At 46.1% G+C, this 17,269-nt stretch carries 9 protein-coding genes; 2 read left to right on the forward strand and 7 right to left on the reverse strand.

Annotated features, from left to right (window positions below; genetic code table 11):
• Positions 1-5: 5 nt before the first annotated feature.
• The 7 genes from JO154_RS25750 to JO154_RS25780 form a co-directional block, all read right to left on the reverse strand.
• Positions 6-929: a trypsin-like peptidase domain-containing protein gene (locus tag JO154_RS25750; protein WP_291951905.1), complete on the reverse strand. Its 924-nt coding sequence runs from the start codon at positions 927-929 to the stop codon at positions 6-8.
• A gap of 57 nt (positions 930-986) precedes the next feature.
• Positions 987-1,577 (reverse strand): TetR/AcrR family transcriptional regulator, encoded by a 591-nt coding sequence (locus JO154_RS25755; protein ID WP_291951907.1) that lies wholly within the window; start codon positions 1,575-1,577, stop codon positions 987-989.
• A gap of 196 nt (positions 1,578-1,773) precedes the next feature.
• Positions 1,774-2,718, reverse strand: coding sequence for a hypothetical protein (locus JO154_RS25760; RefSeq protein ID WP_291951910.1), 945 nt, complete (start codon positions 2,716-2,718; stop codon positions 1,774-1,776).
• Between the two features lie 170 nt (positions 2,719-2,888).
• On the reverse strand, positions 2,889-4,913 hold the full coding sequence (locus JO154_RS25765; protein ID WP_291951913.1) for a DNRLRE domain-containing protein: 2,025 nt from the start codon (positions 4,911-4,913) through the stop codon (positions 2,889-2,891).
• Between the two features lie 110 nt (positions 4,914-5,023).
• Positions 5,024-7,072, reverse strand: a complete 2,049-nt coding sequence (locus JO154_RS25770) for a glycoside hydrolase family 2 TIM barrel-domain containing protein (protein ID WP_291951916.1) — start codon at positions 7,070-7,072, stop codon at positions 5,024-5,026.
• An 18-nt stretch (positions 7,073-7,090) separates the two neighbouring features.
• Positions 7,091-8,554 (reverse strand): RagB/SusD family nutrient uptake outer membrane protein, encoded by a 1,464-nt coding sequence (locus tag JO154_RS25775; protein WP_291951919.1) that lies wholly within the window; start codon positions 8,552-8,554, stop codon positions 7,091-7,093.
• Between the two features lie 11 nt (positions 8,555-8,565).
• Complete coding sequence (locus JO154_RS25780) at positions 8,566-11,574, reverse strand: TonB-dependent receptor (RefSeq protein ID WP_291951923.1); 3,009 nt, start codon at positions 11,572-11,574, stop codon at positions 8,566-8,568.
• Between the two features lie 168 nt (positions 11,575-11,742).
• Between JO154_RS25780 and JO154_RS25785 the strand changes: the two genes are divergently transcribed.
• Both JO154_RS25785 and JO154_RS25790 read left to right on the forward strand, forming a co-directional pair.
• Complete coding sequence (locus JO154_RS25785) at positions 11,743-15,720, forward strand: hybrid sensor histidine kinase/response regulator transcription factor (RefSeq protein ID WP_291951926.1); 3,978 nt, start codon at positions 11,743-11,745, stop codon at positions 15,718-15,720.
• 99 nt (positions 15,721-15,819) lie between these two features.
• Complete coding sequence (locus JO154_RS25790) at positions 15,820-17,238, forward strand: MBL fold metallo-hydrolase (RefSeq protein WP_291951929.1); 1,419 nt, start codon at positions 15,820-15,822, stop codon at positions 17,236-17,238.
• Positions 17,239-17,269 lie beyond the last annotated feature (31 nt).

Raw genomic sequence — 17,269 nt, forward strand, 5'->3', positions numbered from 1 at the left:
TGGTCTTATTTTTCAGATGGTGTAATTCTCAATTCTTGTTTATGATTTCCCCTGATCACTTCTGTAAAATAGAAAGACCCAATTTTGTCTTCCGTCAACATTTTAAACAGTTCATCAGAAGTCTGCACCATTTTATCGCTGAACGACACTAAGATGTCGCCAGACAGGATGCCGGCTTTATCCGCCGGACTCCCTTTCTCGACTTGCGTTACAAAAAGAGCGCTTTTGTTTATCAAATGATGGTATGCTTTTAATTTTGGAACCAGTTCAATCTGTTGGAGCACTAAGCCCAGATAGGCTCTACGAACTTTCCCAAACTTCATTAACTGGTAAGCAATTTCTTTAGCGGTATTGATACTGATCGCAAAGCATATACTTTGAGCACCTTGTATCATGGCGGTATTCACGCCAATCACTTCGCCTTCGGCATTGATGAGTGGGCCGCCAGAGTTGCCTGGGTTCAGCGCCGCATCTGTTTGTATCATGCTATCCATCAGGTTACCTGCTTCGCTTCTCAGCGAGCGGCCAAGGGCACTCACGATGCCATGCGTAACGGTATGCTGAAATCCCATCGGGTTACCAATCGCGACGACCAGCTCTCCTATCCTTAATTTGGTGGAATCCCCCAACACTGCGGGCGTAAAATCGGAGGCTGATATTTTCAAAATAGCCAAGTCATTGGAAGGATCTTCTCCGATGAGTTCCGCTTCATGAAAATCACCGTCATGCAATACTACGCGAAGGCGTTTTGCTCCATGGACTACGTGACTATTGGTAAAGAGATACCCATCTGAGGAATATAAAAAACCAGAGCCGGTTCCTGTAATCCTATCCTTACCGTTAACCGCTTCTACTCGTTCAATTTTAACGACGGAGCTTTTAACTTTGTCAATAGCTCCTATTATTGTTTCAGAAAATAAATCTGTCATAATTCAGCTCCTTCTTATTGTATAAAATAATAGCAGCGAAATATGTCAATGCCGGATTTATCGCTTTAATTCCTCATTTATTATTTTAACCAGCCTATCCAAGGCTTGCCATAGATACGCGTGATTGTTCATCACCTTAGCAAGCATAATTCCTCCTTCTAGCACCATGATGATCATAAACGCATATTCATGCGCATTTACAGGTTTAAGGACCCGTGTCTCCTTACCTTCTTCAATAATGTCTGCAAGAAATCCCGCCCATCCTTTTATACTCTTTTGAACATGAGGTCTTAAAAACCGAAGGTCGGCGTTAGATTCCACTGCTGCATTCTGAATAGGGCACCCGCCTTCCTGGAGAAATTTCTTCCAGTCATGCCGGTAATATTCTGTAAATGCGATGAGTTTGTTATAGGCATTTTGATCGCTCTTAACATGCGCCATGTATCGCTGTTTCAAGCAACCGACGCTAAAGTGATATGCCTCCTTTGCGATGTCATTCTTATCCCGAAAATTCCCGTACAAGGCCCCTTTTGTAAGGCCGGTTGCTGCTTCTATGTCCGTTAGGGATGTTCCTGCGTATCCCCTTTTATTGAATACAGGAGCGCATTTCTCAATAATAAATGCCTTAGTTTTTTCGGCTTTTGACATGATTCCTACATTTTAAACAAGGTACGAAAAATATACCGATTGGTATATTTCTGGAGACACGTGTCAAAATATCAGTCGTTTCCCCTATTTATTTACAATTTTGTCAGGAAACTCAACTTACGATGTGCCAATAATAAAAAGCAACCGCCAGGATATCCAGCGGTTGCTTTCGTCGCCCGACACCGTTTCTGGTTAATCAATAATAAATATCTACAATGCCATTAGGTGTACCCTGGCTAACCACATTAGCGTGCTGGCCGCAGTCGGTAACCGCATTGGCCACTGACCATGATAATGGCGCTTGTACGCCGCCCACTCTCAGGTCAATACCACTGAGCCTTGTACTAGTGGTGTTTGGATAGTTAGAGCAGGTAGCCACGCCGTATGCTTCCAGGGATTCCGCAGCCCAGTATAAAGTGGGAATATTATAAACATTCAAATCAATGGAAGAATACCCAACGAAGGCCGATTTATAACTACCAGTACTGCTACCACCACTGAGTAGCGTCATTAATCCTTGTAAATTCGTACCTGGACTCACACGGATTAAATTACTGTAGATGGCACTATTACCTACATACCAGTTGGCAATAGCCCAATAAGCGCCGCCACCAGCAGCAGATGGCCCCCACTGCAATACTGGTTGGAGGATGTGATCTGAATTCTGTATACCATTGAAAAGGAAGATGGTCTGACCGGAATTCACAGCCGGAGCAGGTGGCACGGTCCAATTGGTATTAAAGTAGGAAATCGCAGAAGCGCTATTGTTGGTCCAGTAAGTGTAGGTGATCCAGCCGGAACCCAGTGGGAGTACACCTTTTCCTTTTGAATTGTCTGGATAGAACGGCGTCTGCCTGGCATTCTGCTCCATAGCACCATAATCTTCCAACACCTTTCCATTGCGATCATACCTGCGAAGACGATTACCTTCACCACTCAGGTATTCTCCTGTTTCAATATGATGTACTTGCGTTTTAGCCACCCAGCCTACAGGGGTAAGAACTTGGTCCTTATGATCGGCTGTTTGCATGTTAGTGGCAGGTGTCACTGCATTATTACCGGATGTGCTGTGCTGCTCTTTATTGCAGGCAGAAAATATCATAGCACTCAACAGCAAAAAAGGGATGATGTATTTGCTCATAAATAGGGGTTTGGGTTAAGAATTGTGAGTATAGGAGAAACGGATAGCTCGGGCTTATGCTAATGTAATGCACACCACTGCGATAGTTAGGAAGCGATACAAACCACGAAGAAATAAAAATCCCTGGCAACAAATGTCGCCAGGGAGCTTGAATTTTAAGAATAACCTTATTAATAGGCCACCACAATGCTCGGCATATTCGTACTAGCTTCTCTACTATTGAAACTTACATCTCCTTTTGAATCAGCCGGCCCTGCATTCATCAGCAGCAAGGAAACAATTTTATTGCTGGATGACAATATGTTATTAGCGTTTTGCGTAATATCCAGGGTATAAGTACCGGTGGAGGTAACGGTGAAAGTACCTATCAGCGTGGTATCCATTGGGGCATTATTCCAGGTGATACCCGATTCGCTCCAACTGCTGGTAGTAGTCGCATACACGGAAATGGTACGGGTAGGCGAAGTATTCACACTATTGGCATATACGCTCAGCAATGCGGAACTAACATGCGATACACCCAATGTAGAAAGGTCAAATTTCATATAGGCCTTCCTGTTATAGGAGGTAGCGTCCGACTTCACCACCAGCGAGGTAGCTGTACCATAGTTAGTGGTTGCATAAGTTCCATCGCGCACATAAGCATCTGCAATGGTAACGGTAGATGTACCAGACACGGCATGTTGGAATGCACCCATATCTGGAGACGTAATCGGTAAAGCATTACCAGCAAAATCCACGCCCCCATTGCCCGCCATCACTGCGCCCGCATTGTAACAAGGCGAGGTATTCTGCAAATTGAAAGCTGATGCAGTACTGCGACCAATGCTATAAGTAGTAGGACTAACAAACAAGGGATTACTAGTAATATTATTGCTCTGATATCCACCCCAGTTGGTAGTAAGCACATTGGCGGAAGGATAGAAACAGTTATTGACGAACCTCGCAGTGGCATCCATCGCATTTTGCGAAAAATTAGTAATTGTACCGCTGCTGTAAACGATGTTATTGGCAAACAATCCGATAAATTTCGTCTGGAAGAAATAAGTCGCATTGTTGGTCATGTAAAAGACGTTGTTATAAATTTGGTTGGTGGTTTTGGTAGAGGTATAATTAAATACTTTACTACCACCCTTGGTATCGTTTGCACTCACATTGTAACGCACAATGATACTGTCTGCATCCGGCATAAAGAGCATGAATCCACGGCTATTGTCGTGGGAATAGTTGTATTCGAAGATATCCCCTTTGGTATTGATATCGGCATCAAAAGGTTGACCGTCATTCATACCACCAGTAAGGCCATATACTTCATTATTGGCAACAAGGGTACCATGACTTCTGTATGTCCAGATACCGGCAAAGTTGGCTGCATTGGTGATACAAGCGTTTACCACTGTATTATTGGTCATTTTTGCGCCTCCAGCAACAGAAGACATTACCATACCATCGCCATAAATATTTTCCAACAGGTTGCCATCGAATACTACATTAGTGGACAAGTTATTAGTGTAAGTAGTACGTATCCCTTCTACCGCGCAGTTTTTTACATGGCAGTTCTGTACCAGTGCATCATTGAAAGTACCACTCACCAGGATACCACCAGATGCCTTATTGTAATTCGTAGTACCGTAACCGGTAGCATTCACATCATGCACATAGCAGTTTTTGATGTACACATGGGTACAAGCCAAGCTGGAATCCATGGCTGCCACTTTGATCCCAGTCAATGCCAAACCAGCGCCGGCAATCGCTGTGTTAGTCACTTCCAAGTTATTGATTTCCCAGTAAGATTGATTACTGAGTAGCACGGTCGCGAAATTGTTGGAAACGCCGCCACCGTCAATGCGTGGCTGATTACCGGTGCCATACTGGTCGATGATAATAGGGGCTGCTGCAGAACCAGATCCTTTTGGAGCGAGCTGACCTGCCCATACCCCACCAGCAAGGAAGAGAATCTTATCGCCCGGCTGGAAGATCATAGAATCCACTCTGGCAAGGGTTTGCCAAGCGGAAGTTGTACTAGTTCCATTAGCCGTATCACTACCATTGGGGTCCACATAATAGGTAGTACCACCAGGACTAACCCCTAAAACGGCGGTCGATCGGCCATTTAGCTTTTGTAGTTCAAGGACATCCCTCTTACAGGATGCAAAGAGGATGAGTGCGCACAACAGTGTTGCAAGTGTTTTCATACGAGTGTATTTATGATTGATAAAAATTGAACTTTCCTATCTCTCAAAATGGCCGCCGACTAGATAGCCAGCGGCTGTTGACTAATTCCATAATCATTATTACTCACGTCTTATCGTGATAAAGTGGTAGCATTATCGCTGCGCTGCCAGGTGCAGTTGTCGTTCAACACTTGCCCATTCCGGATAGCGCGGACTGAAATAAGGTTCTCTCCGGGCTGTAAAGGCACCTGCGGCCAAGTGGCTCTTTTGAATGCATCGGTGGTGGCTTTTCCCATCGACTTACCATTTACAAACAGCTCTACAGCGTTAGCGTTGGTGAATACTTTTATATTTGCTTTTTCTTGTTTACGAATATTATTTCTTCTCTCTGCGATATACAATACCGGTTCATTACTCCAGTTGGCCTTATAGAAGTAGAAGGCATCCTTCCGCATGCTGCGGTCATAGGTGACCAGTCCTTTGTCGTTCAGCGCTTTTACACTGCCTTCCTCTCGAATAGCGGAACCGAAGTCGCATAGGACCCATACAAATTTCCCCCAGATAAAAGGACGGCGACTCAGCTCTTCCCAGTTTTTCTCATGGTAAGCTGTTTGCCACTCTTCAGGATGAAAAGGACCGCCGGGATCTGGTGCTTGTAACACTTCTGTATGCTGGCCGATGTTGGCGCCTGCCCCGTATTCGCTTATCGCAATGGGTTTGCGCGGGAACAGATGATGGAGGCTATCCGCCCAAGTTCCCATCTCTTCAAATCGGCCACCATACCAACCAAAGTATTTGTTCCATGCGATGACATCACTGCTCTGGTTGAATTTTCCATTATCGAGGAAAGAGGCGCAGGTGGTGAGTCGGGTCGGATCTTCTGATTTGGCCAACTGATTGAGCGTATCTACAAAAGGAATCGGGTCGTCATAATCCAACTTCAGTTCATTAAACAATCCCCAAAAGCAAATAGACGGATGATTATACTGCTGACGAATCAGCTCCGTGAGTACCTGTCGGGCCTGTTGACGTAACCCGTTGCTATTTACATAGCCGGCACCGTTATAGCCCCCAGGGCCTACCAGTGGTATTTCTGTCCACAGTATGATGCCATTTGTATCTGCCAGCTCATAGAAATAATTGGAATGCGGGTAATGGGTAAGGCGCATAGCATTGGCTCCTACTTCCATTATCAGTTGCATATCTTTTTGTTGATCTTGATGGTCCATGGCAGAGCCTTTACCAGCAACGTCTTCATGCAATCCGAAGCCGTGTAGATCAGTGTTTACACCATTAAGAGAGAAACCTTTGTCGGGGTCCACTCCATAGTATCTTAACCCTAACGGCTGTACGATTTCATCTAGCACATTTCCATTTTGCATGAGCTGCACCGTTACTTTGTAGAGGTAAGGGTCTTTTCGACCGTTCCACAAGTGTGGATGCTGCATAGTGAGAGGCTGACGTATAATGCTATCCTGTCCAACAGTAGTTGTTAGGGTTGCCACCTGTTTTTGCTGGGCGTCGGTGATGATGGTGCGTAATTGCAGGTCTGTGGCCCGTTTCAGGGATAGTTTGGTAGTCACTTGCACCTGCGCTTCGTAGGCCGAAACATGTTGTTGTTGAATATATACGCCTGGCGATGCATAGTCCAACGGGGTGATGCAATCTGGCCCTGTTACAATCAGCGAGACTGGCCGGTGAATGCCGCCGTATACGTTGAAATCCCCTGATAAGGGCAACACATCGTTGCGATATGCATTACTCACCTGTATCGATAACTGGCTGTCTCCCCCCTCCTGCAAATATCCTGTAATCTCCGTGCAGAAAGCGGTATATCCGCCTTTGTGTTCTGTGACAAGTTTTTGGTTGACATATACTTCTGCTACCGCATTGGCCCCTTCCATGAAAAGGAATATGCGACGGCCTTTCCAGGCCGGCTCCAGGTGAATTTTCCGGGTGTAGATGCCGGTAGTACGATAATAGTCCATCTTACCGGCGGCTACATCACTGGCATTCCAAGTGTGTGGCAACTGTACATGTTGTACCGGTGCATTCTTTCTTACGTCATAAGCAAAACGAAAAGTCCATCCATCGTTGATGGGAATTCGCTGACGGGCTTGCTGCGCAAAGCCACAGCAGGCGCCCGTCAACAAAAAAATGGTCAGCAAAAAAGCTCTCATATCAATTATATCCTCTTCTTATTTAATGCCAGGGTTCAGTTGTGCATCTCCATACGGTATAGGCAGCCAATAACTGGCTTTTGAGATAGGACGCAGCGGCGGTAAGTCACTAGCATCCTTATTGGCATTAGCACTCTCCACTAGTTCTAGTCTTTGCAGATCAAACCAGCGGGTATATTCGCCGGCAAATTCCCAACTGCGCTCCTGTACTACTTCATTCGCGAAATCAGTAGCACTCAGGTTCGCCAGATCCGGAAGGCCTGCACGCGCACGTACCTTGTTGATAGCAGCATAAGCATCTGTGGAAGGAGCCCCAGCGCGGGCTTGCGCCTCCGCGAAAATCAGCAGCACATGTGCATAGCGGATAATCGGAGTAGACATATTGGTGCTGGAAGTAAGGTAGCCAGGCGTTGGCGTATTGATGCGAAACTTATTGTAGTAGGGATGTTTGGTGATACCATTCTGCCAGTTAATAACACCAGCAGATGTTTTGAAGGATGTATAGAAGGTCACATCTTTTCTTTTGCCAGCGGGGAAGTTGTTATAGAAATTAATTTCGGTGAAATAGTCGTCCCAGCCACCTTCGTCTGAAGGCATAGATGATTTGCCATATACACTGTTGCCATTACCGCAGCTCGCACAAAACTGGAAAGCAAATACTTCTTCTGGCGTGCCAATGCTGGCAGGCGTTCCAGACCACAGTTGTGCCAAATCAGGTACGAGATCAAAGCCATATGCGCCTTTATTGTCAATCACCTCTTTTGCTTTGGCCGCTGCCAGCGCATATTTGGAGGCATCTTTGATAGGCCAGCCGCCTTCCGTGAGATATACATCTGCCAACAACGCTTTGGCCGCGCCGGCATTCGCTCTTCCAGGTGCAGCTTTTGTATTGGACAACATTTTTTCTGCCTGTTGCAGATCGCTTTCAATCAATTTATATACATCCTGCGGGGTACTCTTTTTTACATTATACACGTCTGCGCTGTAATCGGCAGTGGTAATCAATGGGATATTGCCCCAAAGTCTTACCAGCCAATAGTAAGAGAACGCCCGGATAAAATAGGCCTCCCCTGCCAACGGATTGATGACAGCAGGATCACCGCTCACTTTTGTATAATTAGCAATCACATTGTTCGCATTCTGTATGGCCTTATAGCAGCCCAACCAAATCACGTTAATGCGACTGTTGGTAGCATTAACGGCAAACTGGTCCATCTCTCGTAACTCCTGTTTATTACTGGCTGGATGAGTAGTGAGGTCTTCACTACCCATTAGCACAGCAACGATGGCGGAGGATGCAAAACCAGATGTATAGCCGTTCTTTAAAGGCTGGTAAGCCCCTAGCACGGCTGCTTGCAATCCGGGGATACTGTTCACTGCTCCTGCACCGGTGAGCTGCCCATTTGGGTCTTCCTGCAAAGTTTTATTGCAGGAGGAAAATGTAAGCGCGCTCAACAGCGATATAATTGCGAAATATTTCATGGTCGATCTTTTTAGAATTTAAAGTTGAAGCCCAGGGTTACTGTTTTTGCATTTGGATAGGAACCATAGTCGATACCCTGGTTCACATCTGCGCCTGCCCCGGAGGTTACGCTGTTCGTTTCAGGATCAAAGCCTTTGTATTTAGTGATGGTAATCAGGTTGGTACCACTGAGCGATACAGTGATGCCAGGCCTGTGCAAGAGCGACTTCGGCAGTTCATAGCTCAGTCCAATATTCTTAAAACGTATAAAGCTGCCGTTTTCCAGGAAACGTGTACTGAGGGTATAATTCTTATTGGTTTTGCTGAAAGCAGGAATATCCGATGTTTCATTCACACCTGGGATATAACGGTTACGGATATCCGCAATGGTAGCTTGTCTTACATCCGAATTGGCGGTGATACCAGCGGCATAGGTGTAATCCAGTTTATCGAAGCCGGAAAGGGATTGCAGGAAGATGTTGAGGGTAAGACCTTTATAAGTAAAGCTATTGTTCCAGCCCCAAGAATATTTCGGCAGACCGTTACCGATCACATGGTAGTCGGCGCCATTGATAATGTTATTGCCATCCAGGTCTTGGTAGCGGGCATCTCCTGGCTGTGCGCCAAATTTGGCGGCATCTGCTGCATCTTTAGGCTTCCAAGTACCCAAGTAAGTGAGGCCCCAGTAAGATCCCATACGTTGTCCGGGGATCAGCACAAACTCCGACTGAGTGGATAATCCCGATCCTACATTGGAACCGGTAAACAAGGTATCTTGTCCTTGTACCAGTTGTTTCACGGTATTGTTGAGCACCGCGAAATTGAAAGAACTGGTCCATTTGAAGTCTTTGGTCATCACAGGTGTACCACTCACCGTTAATTCGATACCTTTATTTTGCACCTTACCTACATTGGACAACACAGATCCACCGCCGGCATATGCTGGCACCGCCACTGATAACAACAGGTTATTGGTATTCTTCACATAATAATCTGCTGATACGGACAATCTGTTTTGCAGGAAGTCCGCATCCACTCCGATATCTGCCTGACGAGTGGTTTCCCATTTCAGGTTCGGGTTACCGGGATTGCCTAATAAAATGCCCGGTGTAACCGTGCCCGTAGTAAATGCGGTTGTCACATTGCTATAAGTGGTCAGTGTTTGGTAAGGATTGATGGCTTGGTTACCTGTTACACCATAGCCTGCACGTATTTTCAGGTTATCGAATTTATGGAGCGCCTTAATAAATGGTTCTTCAGACAAACGCCAGGCCACGCCGGCAGAAGGAAATACGCTATACTGGTTGTTGCCCTGGAACTTGGAAGAACCATCGCGACGCAAAGAAGCGGTCAGTAAATATTTATCCTTGAAGCTGTAGTTCACCCTACCGAGATAAGAGTACAACGAATAATTAGAATAGGTGGTTCCCACGCCATAAGTGGCTGCTAAGGCCAGGTTGTAAGCTTCCATAGAAGGGTACGTGAGATTATTACCACTGGCATTAAATCCGTTGGAAGTAAACGACTGCACTTCAAAAACACCCATTAGCGTCAAACGGTGATCTGTGCCAAAGAGATGCGTATAGGTAAGATTATTGGTGCTCTGCAAGGCGATGCCTTCTAAAGAACTGCGACTGGCAGAAGGTAAATTCTGGCTCACTGCCGGACCGGTATAGTTACGGCCTTGGGCATTAGTATAGTTCACGCCACCAGACACATCGAGGGACAGTCCTGGAATGAACTCATAACGCAGTCCGAGCATTAGGTTGGCCGCGGTATTATCGTTGCGCATACTCTGGTCTTTCGCGATCGCTACCGGATTGTAGGTAATAGAGCTGATTGGATCATTGAGCGTGTAATTTCCTTTCGCATCATACACAGGCAAGGTGGGCGACCACGCGATCGCTTGTGTTACTGGTGAGAAGCGGCCCAGGTTACCGGTGGTATTACAAGATTGGAGTCTGGCTGCAGATACGTTGAGATGCAGGCTCAGTTTATCCGTGAGCTGCGATTGCAGGTTACTACGGAACGCATATCTTTTCAGGTAAGAGTTGATGATTACCCCTTGCTGATCGAGGTAGTTACCGCTGATATAGAAAGATGTTTTGTCCGTACCACCGCTAATGCCCAACTGGTATTCCTGGGTGGGTGCGGTGCGAAATATTTCGTCTTGCCAGTTGGTGCCCCCTGTTTTCCTGAATTGCGCAATCTGATCGGGGGTGAAGATAGGAGAAGTACCAGTGGCTGCTGCGTTGGCATTGGCAGTTTCGGCGAAATCAGCGGCATTGAGGAGATCCAGTTTTTTAATTACGCGGGAAGAAGAGAAACGGGGAGAAAAATCCACCTGCAACTGTCCGGGCTTACCGCGTTTGGTTGTAATGAGTACCACCCCATTGGCACCGCGACTACCATAAATAGCCGTGGCAGAGGCGTCTTTCAAGACTTCCATACTTTCGATATCTGCGGGATTGAGGGTGCTATAGTCGGCGCCCACAAAGCCATCGATCACATACAAGGGATTGTTGTCTCCCTTTATCGAATTATTACCCCTGATTCTTACAGATACATTCCCACCGGGCGCCCCTGCATTGGAGGTTACCTGTACGCCCGCAGAACGACCCTGTAATATTTGGGAGACCGATGTGATGGGTTGGTCTTTAAAATCTTTTGTGGAGATAGAGGTCAGTGCACCGGTAAGGTCTTTTTTACGTTGCACGCCATAACCGACTACCACTACGTCGCTGATGGTCCTTACTTTGGAATGGAGGGCCATTAAATAAGTGCTGCCATCTCCTATGGTTTGTTCATCTCCTTCATAATTAACGGAGGAAAATCGCAATACATCGCCTTTGGCCGCCAGTATGCCGAAGCTTCCGGCACTGTCTGTTACGGCTCCCTGATGTTTGCCTTTCACGGTCACGTTGATACCTGGCAGCGGATGGCCCATGTCATCCAGTACCGTGCCTTTAATCTTTTTTTCCTGGGCAAATAATAATACGGGGACACATAATACCCAGACAAATACAATTCTCGGAAACATAGATTTCAGTTTTTCGTCAGTGGAACAGCTAAGATTTGCTGTATTCAAAAATCCCTGTATTTACAGGGAAGGCAGGGGTAAAATTTTAAGTAAATAGGGGTAATTTTAGAAACAGCGCGCTTTTTTTAGGGGTAAAATCATAATATTATACCAACTGTTTCCACGAAGATGTCACGCATTCTATTTTTCATCTGGCTATGCCTTATATGTCATGTGTCGGTGGCACAACATATTCTCTTCGACAACCTGACCACTGAGAATGGCCTCTCGCAGAATGCGGTGCTATCCATTTGTCAGGATAGCCGGGGATTTATGTGGTATGGCACCCAAAATGGGCTTAATAAATATGATACCCGGGGATTTAAAATATATCGTCATCTGCCTACGGATAGCACTAGTCTGTCCTCCAATTATATTACCTGTATCCTCCAAGACCGCCACCAGCATCTCTGGATAGGTACCCGCGATGGCCTGAACCGCTATTGTCCCGAAATGGACAATTTTAAAAGGGCATCTGTCACCGGCGCTATCAGTTACTTGTATGAAGATCGGGCAGGGACGATTTGGGTATGGGCAGCCACTGGTCTTTTCCGGCTGCAGACTGCCGATACGTTTACGCCCGTCCCCCTGCCGGATTCCATTGCAGGCCTGGGCGGTATCAGCATGCGCACCATCTTCCAGGACCATACCGGCCTATATTGGTTGGGTACTTCTGCGGGCCTCACCTCCATGACAACTGATCATCGCTTCCATACCTACCATCATACCAATGCGCCCAACAGTTTGAGTGATGATTATGTCACCTGTATGACGGAAGATAATACCCAACGACTCTGGGTAGGCACTTTGCACGGCGGGGTTAATCTCTTCCACCGCGAGAATAGTACCTTCAGCCGTTTTACAGAATCAGCGGGCGTTTCCGGACCGGTGAACAACAATATCCGCATCATGCAATGTGATAGCACCGGCAATATCTGGATTGGTACCCTGGGTGGCCTTAGCCTCTTAGCCCCTGCACAGCAGCAATTCACGCATTATCGGCACGATCCAGAAGATAAAAACAGCCTTAGTCATAATTCTATCTATAGTATTTATATCGACCGCCAGTCCACGGTATGGATTGGCACCTATTGGGGTGGCATTAACAGCGTGGCCCCTTATGGCGCTGCGTTCCATGCTTTCCAGGCCGGCAAATACCATCCGGGCATCAATAATAATGTGGTCAGCGCCCTCTGGGAAGATGGTCATCACAACCTATGGGTAGGTACCGAAGGCAATGGCCTCAACTTCCTCGACCGAAACCAGGACCAAGTAACCCTCTACCGACAGCAGTTGGATGTGCCGTCTTCTCTCGGTTCTAATCTCATCAAGGTGATCTATGGGGATCGGGAAGGCAATATATGGGTGGGCACTCACGGCGGTGGTCTCAACTTATTTCTCCCCCGCCAACAGCAGTTTGAAAGAATACTCTACAAAGAAAATGATCCGCTTACGCTCAGCTCCGAAATAGTGTCACTATTGGAAGATGACGACAACAATTTCTGGATCGGTACCCAGAACGGCCTGCTGATCTACAAAAAGAACGGGACAAAATTGCAACAAGCACTCTCCTTCCCCTTTCAGCAGCAAATCGGTCAGAAGGCAGTGAAAGCCCTGTTACAAACACATGATCACAACATCTGGATTGGCACTACAGACGGATTATACCGCATCGACCCTCTTCATAAAAAATTACATACCTGGACCCATCAACAAGGATTACCGGGGAATGATATCAATTGCCTGTATGAAGATGAGCATGGCAATGTTTGGGCGGGGTTTTATTACGAAGGACTGGCCCAAGTGCACCCAGACAGCATTACCACCTATACAGAAAAGAACGGTCTCTGCAACAATAATGTGGTAGCTATTCTCGGAGAAGGCCATCACCTGTGGATTAGCACCAGCAACGGCCTTTCGCGCTTCAACACCGATAATAAAGAGTTCAAAAGCTACTATAAAAGCGATGGCCTCCGTGGCAATACCTTCAATGTCAATTCTTGCCTGCGTACTAGCAACGGGGAAATGCTTTTCGGCGGATTCAATGGCCTCACCAGTTTCTATCCTTCACAGATAGAAAGTAACAACTGGGCTCCACCCATTGTAATAACGAAACTCAGGGTATTTAACCAGCCTGTGAGCGCCGGTGGCCCTGATGGGCTATTACAGCGAGATATCAGTCTCACGGATCACATCACCTTCTCTTATAAGCAGAATGCGTTCACGTTGGAATTTGCCGCACTGAATTATATCCGACCCAACAAAAACCGTTATGCCTATAAGCTGAAAGGCTTCGATGACAACTGGAACTATACGTCTACCCCTACTGCTACCTATATGAATCTGCCGCCTGGCAGCTATACTTTCCTGGTAAAGGGCACCAACAATGATGGCGTATGGAGCAGTGAAGCGATGTTGCACCTGCAAGTACGCCCGCCTTTTTGGAAAACCGTGTGGGCATACCTGTTATACATACTGCTGGCAGCTACGCTTACCTTTTTTATTGTACGGTATTTTCTATTGCAGGCACTGCTAAAGAAAGACCAGGAACTCACTCGCTTCAAACTGTCTTTCTTTACCAATATCGGGCATGAGATCAGAACACATTTGTCGCTCATCAACGGTCCGGTAGATGAGCTGGTACACAATACTAACGGCAACGAACACACGCAGCGACAGTTGCATACCATTAAAACCAATGCCGATAGTCTGTTGCAACTCGTTACCGAGCTAATGGATTTCCGGAAGGCCGAAACTGGTCATCTCCAGTTACATATAGCTCCAGGCAATGTGGTGGCCTTTCTCCGACATATTTACGACACCTTCTACGAACTGTCTGTTTCCAAAAATATCAGCATGGATTTCATTGGCGCTGCGGATAATATTCAGTTATATTTCGATCCTGTGCAATTGGAAAAGGTCTGTTACAATCTCTTGTCGAACGCCTTCAAATTCACGCCAGTGGGCGGTCATATCAGTATCGCAGTGGAAGAGCAACATGATACAGTTGTCATCACTATAACTGATAATGGTAAAGGTATTGCTCCTGAAAATCTCCATAAGCTGTTTAGTAATTATTTCCAGGAAGGCGACCAGTCTAAGAATACCGGTTATGGCATAGGTCTGGCGCTGGCCAAGAGCATTATTGAAACACACCGAGGTACTATCAGTGCATCCAGTGGCGAAAAAACGGTTTTCAAAGTAACGCTATTAAAAGGCCATGCCCATTTCCCGGCGGCTTGGGTGAGTGAGGCCACACAAGAGTTCAGTCCTACCCTATTAACCCCCATGATGCCTGCGAGCCCCCTCAGCCCAGTATCCACCACGGAAAATAGTTCCTGCACCATTCTGCTGGTAGAAGATAATGCCGAGATACGTGCCTTCATCCGGCAGTCGCTCACCGGTTACCGGATCATTGAAAGCGTAAACGGACGGCAGGGCCTGGAAATGGCCAACAGCCTGCTTCCCGACATCATCATCAGCGATGTAATGATGCCTGAAATGGATGGTTATACCTTATGCGAACAGCTCAAATCCAACACGGCTACCAGTCATATCCCCATTATCTTGCTCACCGCAATGTCTACCCAAGCCAATCATATTAGTGGGCTGAGAATGGGCGCAGACATTTATCTCACGAAACCATTTAGCATACAGGTCTTACAACTACACCTCCACAACCTGTTACAATTGCGCAGCCGCATGCAAGAATGGGTAAAGCAACAACTGGTATTTCCTCCTGAAACAGTGCCAATTGTGGATATCCCGGTGCCATTGCCCTTGGAAGATGAGTTTCTGCAAAAGGTGGTGGGCATCATTGAAGAGAATATAGACGAGCCGGAGTTTGGCGTCGCCATGCTATCCCAGCAGGTGAACATGAGTCATCCAGTGCTCTATAAAAAACTCGATGCGCTCACGGGAATGTCTGTAAATGATTTCATCAAAGCAGTACGTTTCCGCAAAGCCACGGAGCTACTAAAAACAAAACGATATACTATCTCAGAAGTGGCTTACATGGTGGGTTTCAGCGACCGTAAATATTTCAGCAAGGAGTTCAAGAAACATTTTGGTAAGACACCTACTGAATTTGTGGACAGTATGGCATAAAATACAATTGCATGATAAAATAAAGGTTTCAAGGTGACAAATATCACCTTTTAAATTAGGAATGTATGGCAACTTCGCTGTATAATATTTCTTTCAATCATGCAAATAGAACAGATTTATACAGGCTGCTTATCTCAAGGCGCCTACTATATTGAAAGCCAAGGCGAGGCTGCCATCATAGACCCATTAAGAGAAACTGCACCATATATCCACCGAGCTGAAAAAGACGGCGCAAAGATTAAATATATTTTTGAAACCCATTTTCACGCTGACTTCGTAAGTGGTCACATAGACCTGGCCAGTAAAACAGGCGCCACTATTATATATGGACCTACCGCTCAACCTGATTTCAAAGCATATATTGCCAAAGATAACGAGGAATTTATTGTAGGAGATCTCCGTATCATCGTCCTACATACTCCTGGTCATACCATGGAAAGCATCTGTTTATTATTGAAAAATGCAGATGGAAAGGACATCGGATTATTCTCTGGGGATACGCTTTTTATTGGCGATGTAGGTCGTCCAGACCTGGCGCAGAAAATAAACAGTGATCTCACACAAGAAAAGCTGGCAGGGCATCTGTATGAGTCGCTACATCATAAAATCATGCCACTTGCCGATGATATCATTGTATATCCGGCACATGGCTCCGGATCTGCTTGTGGTAAAAATATGAGTGCAGAGAGAACGGATACGCTGGGTCATCAGAAAGCAGTGAACTATGCTTTACAACCCATATCCAAAGAGACTTTCATCAAAGAAGTAACAACCGGTTTGATGCCGCCACCTGCTTATTTCCCATTAAACGTTATGATGAATATTCACGGATATGAAAGCATCGATAACGTCCTGAAAAATGGCTTACAATCCCTTACGGCTGACGCTTTTGAAGAGGCGGCCAATGCCACTGGTGCTATCATACTCGATACCCGTGATCCAGAGGTATTCGCACAAGCGTTCATTCCCAATGCGATCAATATTGGTCTCAACGGTAGCTTTGCGCCTTGGGTAGGTACACTGGTGCCTGATATCACACAACCTATTTTGTTCATTTGCGATGCAGGCCGCGAAGCAGAAGTGGTTATCAGATTGGCGCGTGTAGGGTATGATCATACGATTGGCTTCTTGGAAGGTGGTTTCAACAGTTGGAAAATAGCGGGGAAAGAAACAGACAATATTCCTGTTATCAATGCCACAGCACTTGCCGAGGAAATAAAAACAAACAAAGAGGCGGTCATCATGGATGTACGCAGATCCAGCGAACATATGTCCGAGCACCTAATGGATGCCATTAATATACCACTGGATTATATAAATGATCATCTGAGTGAGATCAACAAGAACACCACCTATTTTGTACACTGTGTAGGTGGATACCGCTCCATGATTTTCAGTTCTATCCTGAGATCGCGTGGATATACCAATCTGGTGAATGTGACGGGTGGATTCAAAGGCATCAAAGAAAGTGGCTTGTTCACTATTAGTAATTACGTTTCGCCCAATACGATGCTTTAGCAATTAGATATAGAAACAGCCATGTAACCCA

It is taken from the genome of Chitinophaga sp., assembly GCF_019236475.1.
Classification (GTDB): Bacteria; Bacteroidota; Bacteroidia; order Chitinophagales; family Chitinophagaceae; genus Chitinophaga.